Here is an 11740-nt window from a genome sequence, read left to right as displayed (position 1 = left end):
TCGGGCTTTCTCTCATCGGGGCGGGGCGGTGGCTCGCCCCGGGGCGCGCCGCGGGGGGCGCCGCCCCACGTCGTCGGTCCTACGGGGTGAGGCCGCGCTGCTGGAGCCAGGTCTCCGGGTCGACCGGGGCGCCGCCGCCGGGGCGGACCTCCAGGTGCAGGTGCGGGCCGGTGACGTTGCCGGTCGCGCCGACCTTGCCGATCTGCTGGCCGGCGGTGACCTTGCCGGAGCCCTTGATGATCGAGGAGAGGTGGCAGTACCAGATCTCGGTGCCGTCGGGCAGGGTCTCGACGATCCGGTAGCCGTACGAGCCGGACCAGCCGGCCGAGGTGACGGTGCCCTGGCCGACGGCGTAGACCGCGGTGCCGGTGTCGGCCGCGAAGTCCAGGCCGGTGTGCAGGTGGGCCCAGTAGCGGGCGCTCTGGCCGTAGTGGGCGGAGAGGTCGTAGTCCTTCACCGGCAGGGTGAGGGCGGCGGCCTTGGCCCGCTCGGCCTCCTCGGCGGCGCGCTTGGCCTCCGCCTCCTTGGCGGCGGCCTTGGCCTCGGCCTCCTGGGCGGCCTGGACCCGGGCGCCCTCCTCGGCGGCGGTGCGCTGGCTGTCGGCCTGCTGCTGGATCCGGGCGGCGAGCGCGAGGCCGGGGTCGGCGGCCAGGGCGACCGTCTCGTCCGGGGCCTCGACGGCGGGCGCGGCGGCCGGGGTCGCGGAGGCGAAGCCGGTGGCGCCCAGGGTGGCGGCGACGGCGGTGACGCCGAGCAGCGGGGAGGCACCGCGGGTCTGACGCGGCATCCGGTGGCGGTTGGCCTCGGCCTCCGGGGCGAACGGCTCGGCCGGTCCGGCGGACCCGCCGTCGCGGGGCTCGGCGCCGTGCGGGCCGGGGTGGTCGAGGAGCTGGGTACCGGCTGCGGGGCCGGCCGGGTGTGCCGGGGTGTGCGTCGACGCCACGGAGGCGCGCTCCTTTCCTTCCTTCGCGCCTACCGGGTTAGCTGACGGGTTCGGAGCAGGAAGGTCTCCTACGGCCGGGCCGGAGCCCCGCCGATTCACCCCAAGGAACGTGGTTCCCCGGCTCCCTGACCTGCCCGGAGGCCGGTCGGTGGGATTAGGCGACGGCGCACGGTGCCGTCTGGGTACGGCATTGACGACCGCGCTGCGTTATCAGACGTTAATCCTAGGACGCTCCGATTCCAAGCCATCCGCTCGGGGCCGCTGGGGAACAGGTGATCGGACGTCAACGAACGACCCCTCAGCCACCGGGTCCATCTGAGTACTCCTACTCATGTGCGACCCGGCCGCCCCGCCGCATCCTGGCGCCATGAGCACACCGATGCAGTCACGGACCACGGCCGCGTACTTCGTCCAGGCCGTCCTCTCCTTCGCCCTCTCCGGCACCGCCCTCGCCGCCGGGATCGCCTACCTGCCGGTCGGCGGCTGGACCCGGGCCTTCCTCGGGATCGGCCTCCTCTACACCGTCACCTCCTCGTTCACGCTGGCCAAGGTGGTCCGGGACCGGCAGGAGTCCTCGGACACCGTCGCCCGGGTCGACCAGGCCCGGCTGGAGAAGCTGCTCAGCGAGCACGACCCCTTCCGGGTCGAGGGGGCGTGAACGGAAGGGCGCCCCCGGCACCGGTCGGACGCTTGACGGCTAAGGCTATTAGCCTTAGCTTTATGGCTACAGGCAGAAACGAGCGAGTCGGCGGAGGCCACCATGAACGGCACCAGCACCCCGAGCACCCAGTACCTCGACGTCCCCGGCGGCCGCCTCGCCTACGACGACACCCGGCAGGGTGACGGCACCCCCGTCGTCCTCCTCCCCGGAATGCTCGACTCCCGCCGCGCCTACCGGCACCTGCACCCGCTGCTCACCGCCGCCGGCCACCGGGTCGTCACCATGGACCTGCGCGGCTTCGGCGACTCCTCGATCGTCTGGGACGACTACGGCCCCGCCGCCGTCGCCACCGACGTCCTCGCCCTGCTCGACCACCTCGGCATCGAACGGGCCGTCCTGGTCGGGCAGTCCTACACCGGGGCGACGGTCGTCAAGGTCGCCGGCGACGCACCCCAGCGGGTCGCCGGGATCGCCCTGATCGACGCCTTCGTCGAACACCGGGCCAACGCCCTCATGCAGGGCGTCATGGTCGTCATGGGCGCCGCCATGGTCCGGTGGCCCGGCGTCTGGGGCTTCTACCTGCGCAAGATGGCCTACCCCGGCCCCCGCCCCGCCGACCTCGACGGCTACGTCGACGGACTCGTCGCCGCCCTGCGCACCCCCGGCCGGCGGACCGCCACCCGCGGCCACGTCACCGGCGACTCCGCACCCGTCGGCTGGTGCGCGGCCGTCCGCTGCCCGGCCCTCGTCCTCATGGGCAGCAAGGACCCCGACTTCCCGAAGCCCGAGGCCGTCGCCGACCTCCAGGCCGAGAAGCTCGGCGCCCGCAAGGTGATGATCGAAGGGTCCGGGCACTACCCGATGGCCGACAACCCGCAGGCCGTCGCCGACGCCCTGCTGCCCTTCCTCGCCGAACTCGCCTGAACCCCCGCCCGTACGGAGAAACGAAGCCATGCCCCGCGTAGGACTGACCCCCGACCAGGTCGTCGACCACGCCCTCGCCCTCATCGACGACCAGGGCGGTGAAGCCCTCACCCTCGCCTCCGTCGCCACCCGGGCCGGCGTCGCCACCCCCTCGCTGTACAAGCACGTCAGCGGCGGACTCGGCGAACTACGGCGCCTCATCGCCGTCCGGGTCACCGAGGAACTCGCCGACCGGCTCGCGGACGCCGCCGTCGGCCGCAGCGGGGACGACGCCGTCACCGCCGTCCTGCGCGCCTACCAGGCCTACGCCACCGCACACCCCCACCGCTACGCCGCCCTCCCCCAGGCACCCCGGCCCGACGACGACCTCACCCTCGCCGCCACCCGGCTCGTCGGCGTCATCATCGCCGTCCTCCGCGGCTACGGCCTCGACGGCCCCGAAGCCATCCACGCCGCCCGCACCGTCCGCTCCCTCGCCCACGGCTTCGCCTCCCTCTCCATCGCCGGCGCCTTCCAACTCGCCGAGGACCTCACCACCACCCACGACCGCCTCATCACCACCCTCACCACCGCCCTCCACACCTGGCCCGGCACCACCCCCGCCTGACCACCCCGGGCCCACCCCCACCCGCACAGCACCTGAGCGGCACGGGAAGTCGGCCCGGCCGACTTCTGGTGCGCTCGGGGCCGGAACGGGCTTGGCGGAGACGGCTGGAGCGCAGCAGTGGGCGCCTCGGGCGTGGAGGAGGGGTACGGGGCGGCAGGTGGGGGCGGGTGGGGGCGGGAACTGCGCTGAGGGGGGGTGGGAGGGGAGGGGTTAGTGTGGCCGGGCTGACTGGTGGTCATGACAGGGGACCGCCCACGCCTTCGCGGAGGTTCCGGGTGCCCGCACTGATAGCGAGGGTGCGGCGGTGGTACGGCCGGGTGCTGGACGGGGACGTCCGGGCCGGGCGGGTGGCGCTGGGGGTGCTGCTCGGGGTGACGGTGGTGCTGGGGGTACTGCCGGTCCTGTTGCCGTACGGGTGGCCGCCGTCGGCGCTGGTGCTGCCGGTGGTGGGTGGCGGGTTGGTGCTGCGGCGCGGGCAGTTGCGGGTGCTGGTGTGCGCGGCGCTGGCGGGCGGTCTGCTGGGGGCGGTGGTGCAGGACCCGCACGGAGTGCGGCTGGGGGTGACGCTGGTGGTGGCGGCGACGGGGGCGACGGTGCTGACCGCGAACCGGTTCCGGGACCGGCTGGGGCTGCGCGGCACCCAGGGCGATTCGATGCTGCTGGAGCTGGCGGAGCACAACCGGGCCCTGGCCCGGCTGCCGGAGCGGCTGCTGGACTGGCACTTCGACAGTGCGCTGGCCCCGGCGGGCGGCGCGTCGTTCTCCGGGGACTTCCTGCTGTGCGCCCACCGGCCGGAGGAGGACCTGCTGGAGCTGGTGCTGGTGGACGTGTCGGGCAAGGGCAGTCGGGCGGCGGCCCGGTCGACGCACCTGTCGGGGGCGTTCGCGATGCTGCTGGGCCGGGTGCCGCCGGAGGCGTTCCTGCCGGCGGCCAACGACCACCTGGTGCGGATGGGCTGGGAGGACGACTTCGCCACGGCCGTGCACCTGGCGCTGCACCCGGCGACGGGCCGCTACCGCCTGTTCAACGCGGGCCATCCGCCGCCGGTGCGGTTCTGCCGCCGGTCGGGCTGGGTGCCGTCGGAGCACGGCGGTCCGGCGCTGGGGCTGGTGCCGGGGGCGCCGTACCCGGGGGTGTCGGGGCGGCTGGCGTACGGGGATTCGCTGCTGCTGTTCAGCGACGGCCTGGTGGAGGTGCCGGGCCGGGACCTGGACGAGGGGGTGGGCCGGCTGTTGGCGGCGGCCGAGCCGGAGGTGCGCACCAACCCGCCGCAGCGGCAGGCGGTCCGGGGGGCGGCGGGCCGGCTGGTGGAGGCGGTGGCGCAGGACGTCGCGGACGACCGGACCCTGGTCCTGGTGCGGCGGCTGAGAGCGACCGCGGACCACGGAAATGGGGTATGAAGATTTGGTGTCCTCTCCCGTTCGTAGTCCGATGCGCTGCGTGCGCCTGCTGCTCGGCTGCACCAGCGCCGCCGAGCTGCTCGGCACCGTCCTCGCGGAGGGCCCGAACTGGATCACCGGCGAGGGCTCCGCGCTGTACCTGCTGGACCCCGCCGGGATGCTCCGGCTGACCGCCTCGCACGGGCTGCCGGACTGGGCGCACGAGCGCTACGGCCTGGTCGACCCGGCCGGCGAGCTGCCCGCCGCGATGGCGCTGCGGCTGCGCCGCCCGTACCTGCTCAGCCCGGAGCACACCAGCGTCGACTACCCGAACCGGAACGCGGGCATGGGCACCGGGATGGTCGCCGTGGTCAGCCTGCCGCTGGTGGTGGACGAGCGGCCGATCGGCGTGCTGGCCCTCGCCCTGGCGCACCGGGGCACCGTCCCGGGGCGCGACCTGGACGTGCTGGAGACGATCGCCGGGGCCTGCGCCCACCGGCTGCACCACCTGCTGGACCACGTCCTCGACCACGCCGGCGACCGCACCGGGAACCGCACCGCGGAGCGGCCCCCGACCGCCCCGGACGCCCCGGACGCCGCCCTGGCCCACCCGCTGCTGTCGCTCGCGGTGCGGGCCGCCGGGCACGGCGCCTTCGAGCGCGACCTGGTCACCGGGGAGAGCTACTGGGACGCGGCCGCCTTCGCGGTGGCCGGCCGGCCCGTCGCCCCGGACGGGACCGCCCCGGAGCTGGAGCGGATCGTCCACCCCGAGGACCTGCCGGACGTCCAGGCGGCCCTGGCGGAGGCGCTGGCGAGCGGGGGCCGCTACCGGATCGGCTACCGGATGCTGCGCCGGGGCGGGAAGGTCGCGCGGGTCGAGGAGTCCGGCGAGGTGATGCTGGACGTGCACGGCCGCCCGGTGCGCATGGCCGGGCTGATCGCCGACGTGGAGCACCGCCGGGCGCGGGACGCCGAGCCGCCGCACGACCCGGCCGGGGCCCGGACGGCGCTGCTGCTGTCGCTGACCCGGGCGCTGTCCCGGGCGGTGACCGTCCGGGACGTCACCGCCGCCGTCACCGACGTGGCCCGTCCGGCGCTCGGCGCCGCCGGCATCGTGCTGGACCTGGTGGACGAGGGCCGGCTGCTGCCCGTCTCGCACACCGTGTACGGCGGACCGCGCCGGGCCGAGCTGACCCGGCTGGCGGACCTCTCCGAGCAGGTGATGCAGCACTCGCTGGCCCGCTCGGCCCCGCTGTTCAGCCAGCCCGGTGCCGGGCCGGTGCGGCCGGACGCCCCGGCCGCCTGGGCGGTGCTGCCGCTGGTCGCCTCCGGCCGGCAGGTCGGCTCCTGTCTGATCACCTTCGCCACCGAGCGCGCGTTCGGCCGCGCGGACCGCACCCTGTACTCGACCTTCGCCGGCATCCTCGCGCAGTCCCTGGAGCGGGCCCGGCTGTACGACACCCACCACCACCGGGCCGGTGAACTCCAGCGCGCGATGCTCCCGCGCACCCTGCCCCGGCTGCCGGGGATCGCCAGCGCCGCCCGCTACCTGCCGAGCACCGAGGGCATGCAGATCGGCGGCGACTGGTACGACCTGCTGAAACTGCCGGACGGCCGGATCGGGCTGGTCATCGGCGACGTGCAGGGCCACAACGCCGAGGCGACCGCCGTGATGGGCCAGCTGCGCAGCGGCCTGCGGGCGTACGCCACGGACGGGCACGACCCGGCGGCGACCCTGGCCCGGACCAGCCGGCTGCTGTCCGAGCTGGACACCGAGCTGTTCGCGACCTGCCTCTACCTGACCCTGGACCCGGCCGACGGCAGCCTGACCGCGGCCCGGGCCGGCCACCCGGCACCGGTACGGATCGCCGCCGACGCCAAGGCCGTCGAGCTGGAGCTGCCGGGCGGCCCCCCGCTGGGCGTGGACCCGGGGCAGCCGTACCCGCTGGCCACCGGTCGGCTGGCGGGCGGCGAGACCCTGCTGGCCTACACGGACGGGCTGGTCGAGGACCGCGAGGAGGACTACGACGAGTCGGTGCACCGGATGATCGGCGGGCTGGAGCTGTGGGCCCGGCAGACCGGCCCGGAGCGGATCGGCGCGGCCCCCGCGCTGGAGCGGCTGGCCGACCTGCTCACCCTGAACGTGACCGAGCGCCGCTCCCGGCCGGACGACGTGGCGCTGCTGCTCCTGCACCGGATGCCGTCCGACGCCTGACGCCCGAGGCCCGGCACCCGGCACCCGGCACCCGAGGCCCGACACCTGACGGCGCGCGCTCCTGCACCTGATGACGCCGGTTCGGCGACACCGTGCACACAGGCCCCACACATCACAGGACGCGAACCGGCCACCACGGGTCACATCGAGGGGGGTCGAAAGACCCTGGACGAACGATCGGACGGCTTGTCAGGGCCCCGCGATCGCGGTCGAACGACGCGGGAACGGCGGCGTATTGACTCGATATTGACGAGATCCAGTCACATGGCGAGATCCGTTCACACCTTCGTAGGATCATCGCCCTAGAATTCGCGGCGTGACGATGACTCAGTGGTGCGCAACGGCTACCGGCGTGCTCGCCGTCCTCGCCCTCGTGGCCGCCGCGCGGTACCGCGCCGTGTCCGTCACCCAGCGCGGCCGGGCCGACCGGCTGGCGGGCGAGCTCGCCCGGCTCCAGGAGCAGCTGGCCGCCGAACTCTCCCGCCGGGGCGCCGACCTGGCCGCCGTCCAGCAGGAGCAGGAGCTCACCGCCTCCAGCCAGCGGGCCTTCCTCAGCGTCGCCCGCCGGATCCTCGTCATGGCCCACGACCAGCAGGCCCTGCTCGACGAGATGGAGCGCACCCACGACGACCCGGCGCTGCTGGAGGGCCTGCTCAAGGCCGACCACGCCGCCGCCCAACAGGCCCGGCTGGCCCAGACCCTGGCCGTGCTGTGCGGCGCCCGGGCCGGGCGGCACTGGCCGGAGCCGGTGTCGCTGGAGGACGTGGTGCGCGGCGCCCAGTCTCGGATCCTGCCGTTCCAGCGGGTGGTCGTCCGCAGCCGGATCGAGACCGCAGTGGTCGGCGCGGCCGCCGAGGCGCTGATCCACGCCATCGCCGAACTGCTGGACAACGCGACCCGCTACTCCCCGCCCAGCACCCAGGTGTTCGTCACCCTGATGCCGGTGCACAACGGCGCGGTCATCGAGATCGACGACGGCGGCGTCGGCATGCCGGAACAGGCCGTCGCCAAGGCCGCCGCCGCCCTCGCCGGGGGCAGCAGCCTGGAGGTCTCCCGGCTCGGCGAGGTGCCCCAGCTGGGGCTGGCCGCCGTCGGCCGGCTCGCCGAGAGCTACGGGTTCCGGGTCACCCTCAGCTCGGCGCCCTCCCCGTACGGCGGCGTGCGTGTGGTCCTGCTGCTGCCGAACGCCCTGCTCACCGAGCCGCTGCCGCCCACCGTGCCCGGACTCGGGCCGGACGACCGGGCGTTCACCCCCGACCCCCGGCCGTTCGCCGGCCCCGACCACCCCGGCGCCGTTCACCCGCTGGTGGAGGCCCCGCCCACCAGCCGGGCCCCGGCGGCCGACACCCCTCCGCCGCTGCCCCGCCGGAGCCACCGGCGCGACCGTGCGAACCGACCCGCCCAGCACGCCGCTCCCCCACCCGCGCCCGAGCCGCCGTACCGCTCGGCCCGGGACGCCCAGGCGTTCATGGCGATGTTCCAGGCCGGGACGGCCAGCGGCCGGTCGGCCGCCCGTACCCGGGCCCAGGGTCCGCCCGGCCCGCACTGAGCCCGGCCCGCACCGAGCCCGTTCCCGTCCCGCTCCCCCGACCTCCCCCCGACTTCCCCATCGCCCCGGAGAGTTCCATGACCACCACCCCCGATCTCGGCTGGCTGCTCGCCGACATCATCACCGTCCCCCAGGTCCAGCACGCCGTCGTCGTCTCCAACGACGGTCTGGAGATCGGCCGCAGCGCCGACATCGCCCGGGAGGACGCCGAACGGCTCGCCGCCGCCTGCTCCGGGCTCCAGTCGCTGGCCCGGGGCGTCGCGACGGGCTTCGGCGGCCCCGGCAGCGCCACCCGCCAGATCATCATCGAGTACGGCGGCGGCTACCTGTTCATCGTCGCCGCCGGGGCCGGCGCCCACCTGGCCGTGGTCACCAGCGAGGCGGTCGACGCCGGGCTGGTCGCCTACCAGATGCAGGTCCTGGTCGAGCGGATCGGCACCCACCTCACCAGCCCGCCGCGCGTCGACCACGCGGCGGGGGGGCACCGGTGAACGGGCCGGTCCGGCCCTACGTCATCACCGGTGGGCGCAGCCGCCCCACCCGCGCCGACCTGGCGATCGAGAGCCTGGTCAGCGCGTTATCAGACCCCCCGGCACTGCCCGAGCACGTCCTGCTCAACCGGGAGCACCGGCGCATCCTCGGGCTCTGCCACAGCCTGCTGTCCGTCGCCGAGGTGGCGGCCCACCTGGGGCTGCCGCTCGGCGTCGTCAAGGTGCTGGTCGGCGACCTCTGGGACCTCGGCGCCGTGCAGGTGCTCCCGCCCGTCCCGCAGGCCGAACGCCTGCCCACAACCCTCCTGGAAGAGGTGCTCGTTGGCCTCCGCCAACTCCGCTGAAGCCCCCGCCGACGTGCCGGCCGGACCGCAGTACCTGCCGTCCTCGGTGCAGGGCGCGGTGAAGATCCTGGTCACCGGCCCGTTCGGGGTCGGCAAGACCACCCTGGTCGGCTCGCTCAGCGAGATCACCCCGCTGCGCACCGAGGAGACCATGACCGCCGCCAGCAGCGGCGTGGACGACCTCACCGGGCGCAGCGGCAAGACCACCACCACGGTCGCGCTGGACTTCGGCCGGATCACGCTCAACTCCCGGCTCGCGCTGTACCTGTTCGGCACGCCCGGGCAGCAGCGCTTCTGGCCGCTGTGGGACGACCTGTCGCGCGGCGCGCTCGGCGCCATCGCGATGGTCGACCTGCGCCGGCCGGACGAGAGCTTCGACGTGCTCGGCCGGCTGGAGGAGCAGCGCATCCCCTTCGCGGTGGCCGTCAACACCTTCCCGGACACGCCGAGTTACCCGGAGGAGGAGCTGCGCTCCGCGCTGGACCTGCTGCCGGAGGTGCCGATCCTGTACTGCGACGCCCGGGACCGGCGGGCCTCCTACGACCTGCTGATCGACTTCGTCGACCACCTGCACCGCAGCTCGCTGCTGGAGCTCCAGCCGTGACCGCCCCCGAGCCCCCGCGGCCCTCCGGCTGCCCGGTCGCGCACGGCACCGGCGGCCCGTACGGCACCGGCGGGCCCCACGGCACCGGCGGACCGCACGGCGTGGGCGGCCCGTACGGGACCGGGGCTCCGTACGGCGCCCCGCCCGGTGGCGGGCTGCCGGTCGGCGTCCCGCTCACCCCGCTGTACGGGCAGGCCGTCGCCGACGACCCGCACGGCCTGTACGCCCGGCTGCGCGAGCGCTACGGACCGGTCGCGCCGATCGAGCTGGAGCCCGGGGTGGAGGCCTGGCTCGTCCTCGGCTACGCCGAACTGCTCGAACTCACCCGCAACGAGGCGCTGTTCTCCAAGGACTCGCGGCAGTGGCGGGTGCCCGCCGAGGGCCGGCTGGCCGCCGACTCCCGGCTGCAGCCGATGACCGCCTGGCGGCCCACCCTGCTCAACCTGGACGGCGCCGAGCACCAGCGGCTGCGCGCCGCCGTCTCGGACACCCTGGCCCAGATCGACCACCGGCAGCTGCGCGAGACCACCGAGGCCGCCGCCAACGGCCTGATCGACAGCTGGGGCCCGGACGGCACCGCCGACCTGATCGGCCAGTACGCCCGCGCCCTGCCGCTGCTGGTCTCCACCCAGCTGGTCGGCCTGCCCACCGGCAGCGGGCCCCGGATGATCGAGCTGATCAGCCACTTCGTCGACAGCGGGCCCGAATCGGTGCGCGCCGCCGGGGAGTTCCAGAACACCCTGGTCGAACTGGTCCGGCAGCGCCGCACCGCCCCCAGCGCCGACCTCACCTCCTGGCTGCTCGCCCACCCGGCCGCGCTGACCGACAAGGAGGCGGTGCACCACCTGGTGGTGATGATGGTCGCGGGCAACGAGACCTGCATCAACTGGATCGGCAACACCCTGCGGCTGCTGCTCACCGACCGCCGCTTCCGGGCCACCCTGACCGGCGGGCGGCTGACCGTCTCCGACGCGCTGGAGGAGGTGCTCTGGCGCGACCCGCCGACCCAGAACTTCCCCGGCCGCTGGGCCACCGGCGACACCGTCCTCGGCGGCCAGTACATCAACAAGGGCGACATGCTGGTGCTCGGCCTGGCCGCGGCCAACGCCGACCCGGCCGCCCAGGGCGCCTCCTCGGCCGCCCAGGGCTCGCTCGGCGGCAACCGGGCCCACCTCGCCTGGGGCGCGGGCCGGCACGTCTGTCCGGCCCAGCACCCGGCCCGGATCATCGTCGAGACCGCGATCGAGACCCTGCTGCACCGCCTTCCCGACCTCCAACTTGCCGTACCTGCGGGCGAGTTGACCTGGCGTCCGTCCCCGTGGTCACGGGCCCTGGTCGCCCTCCCGGTGCTCTACAGCGCCTTCACCCCGCCCCGCCCGCCAGCCCCCGAAAGGCCCGCATGGACACCGCCGACGACCCCCGCGGCCCCCGCCCCGAGCCCGTCCGCCCCGAGCCCGTCCGGCTCGACCCCTTCGGACGCGACCAGCACGGCGAGAACGCCCGGCTCCGGGCAGCCGGCCCGGCCGTCCTGGTGGAGCTCCCTGGCGGGGTGGTGGTCTGGGCGGTAACCCACCACGACACCCTCCAGACGCTGCTCGCCGACCCCCGGGTCGGCAAGAACCCCCAACTGTGGACCCTCTTCCGGGAGGGCCGGCTGCCGTACGGCTGGCCGCTGCTCAACTTCGTCACGGTGCCCGGCATGATCACCGCCGACGGCGAGGACCACAAGCGGCTGCGCGGGCTGGTCAGCCAGGCCTTCACCCCGCGCCGAATAGCCGCACTCGCCCCCGCGATCGAGGCCCGGACCGTCGCGCTGCTCGACGGGGTCGCCGCGCTGGAGGGCGAGTTCGACCTGCGCGAGCACTTCGCCTACCCGCTGCCGATGCAGGTGATCGGCGAACTCCTCGGTCTCGCGGCGGAACAGCAGGACGAACTGCACCACCTCTCCGACACCCTGGTCTCCAGCTCGGCCACCCCCGAGGCGGCGCTCGCCGCCCAGCGGGACCTCAACGCCCTGCTGGCC

Annotated in this window: 11 protein-coding genes, 1 pseudogene and 1 riboswitch; of the genes and pseudogenes, 11 read left to right on the top strand and 1 reads right to left on the bottom strand. The window is 74.9% G+C overall.

What is annotated here, in order from left to right:
- Positions 1-79 precede the first annotated feature (79 nt).
- On the bottom strand, positions 80-943 hold the full coding sequence (locus tag ACFV8H_RS35195; protein ID WP_375892905.1) for a M23 family metallopeptidase: 864 nt from the start codon (positions 941-943) through the stop codon (positions 80-82).
- 12 nt (positions 944-955) lie between these two features.
- Positions 956-1114, bottom strand: a riboswitch (cyclic di-AMP (ydaO/yuaA leader).
- Positions 1115-1310: 196 nt separating this feature from the next.
- Here ACFV8H_RS35195 and ACFV8H_RS35190 point away from each other — a divergent pair.
- The 11 genes and pseudogenes from ACFV8H_RS35190 to ACFV8H_RS35140 form a co-directional block, all read left to right on the top strand.
- The gene (locus tag ACFV8H_RS35190) at positions 1311-1601 is read left to right on the top strand and encodes a YiaA/YiaB family inner membrane protein (RefSeq protein WP_375892903.1); all 291 of its coding nucleotides are present in this window, start codon (positions 1311-1313) and stop codon (positions 1599-1601) included.
- Positions 1602-1703: 102 nt separating this feature from the next.
- Positions 1704-2528, top strand: a complete 825-nt coding sequence (locus tag ACFV8H_RS35185) for an alpha/beta fold hydrolase (RefSeq protein ID WP_380408015.1) — start codon at positions 1704-1706, stop codon at positions 2526-2528.
- Between the two features lie 28 nt (positions 2529-2556).
- The gene (locus tag ACFV8H_RS35180; protein WP_380408013.1) at positions 2557-3135 is read left to right on the top strand and encodes a TetR/AcrR family transcriptional regulator; all 579 of its coding nucleotides are present in this window, start codon (positions 2557-2559) and stop codon (positions 3133-3135) included.
- Between the two features lie 275 nt (positions 3136-3410).
- Complete coding sequence (locus tag ACFV8H_RS35175; RefSeq protein WP_380408011.1) at positions 3411-4535, top strand: PP2C family protein-serine/threonine phosphatase; 1125 nt, start codon at positions 3411-3413, stop codon at positions 4533-4535.
- Positions 4536-4566: 31 nt separating this feature from the next.
- A complete protein-coding gene (locus tag ACFV8H_RS35170) occupies positions 4567-6729 on the top strand; it encodes a SpoIIE family protein phosphatase (protein ID WP_380408009.1) in 2163 nt (720 codons plus the stop codon).
- A 322-nt stretch (positions 6730-7051) separates the two neighbouring features.
- The gene (locus tag ACFV8H_RS35165) at positions 7052-8278 is read left to right on the top strand and encodes a sensor histidine kinase (protein ID WP_380408042.1); all 1227 of its coding nucleotides are present in this window, start codon (positions 7052-7054) and stop codon (positions 8276-8278) included.
- Between the two features lie 77 nt (positions 8279-8355).
- Positions 8356-8769 (top strand): roadblock/LC7 domain-containing protein, encoded by a 414-nt coding sequence (locus ACFV8H_RS35160; protein WP_380408007.1) that lies wholly within the window; start codon positions 8356-8358, stop codon positions 8767-8769.
- A complete protein-coding gene (locus tag ACFV8H_RS35155) occupies positions 8766-9113 on the top strand; it encodes a DUF742 domain-containing protein (RefSeq protein WP_375892891.1) in 348 nt (115 codons plus the stop codon). The genes ACFV8H_RS35160 and ACFV8H_RS35155 overlap by 4 nt, the downstream gene beginning before the upstream one ends.
- Positions 9091-9717 carry an ATP/GTP-binding protein gene (locus tag ACFV8H_RS35150; RefSeq protein WP_380408005.1) on the top strand — a complete coding sequence of 209 codons (627 nt, stop codon included), beginning with the start codon at positions 9091-9093 and terminating at the stop codon, positions 9715-9717. Before ACFV8H_RS35155 ends, ACFV8H_RS35150 begins: the two co-directional genes overlap by 23 nt.
- Positions 9714-11285, top strand: a complete 1572-nt coding sequence (locus ACFV8H_RS35145) for a cytochrome P450 (protein WP_380408003.1) — start codon at positions 9714-9716, stop codon at positions 11283-11285. Before ACFV8H_RS35150 ends, ACFV8H_RS35145 begins: the two co-directional genes overlap by 4 nt.
- Positions 11270-11740 (top strand): annotated as a pseudogene (locus ACFV8H_RS35140) (cytochrome P450); the annotation flags it as partial. The gene ACFV8H_RS35145 and the pseudogene ACFV8H_RS35140, both read left to right, overlap by 16 nt.

Source organism: Kitasatospora sp. NPDC059827 (genome assembly GCF_042731675.1).
GTDB lineage: Bacteria > Actinomycetota > Actinomycetes > Streptomycetales > Streptomycetaceae > Kitasatospora.
This window is presented reverse-complemented; position numbering and strand designations above follow the sequence as displayed.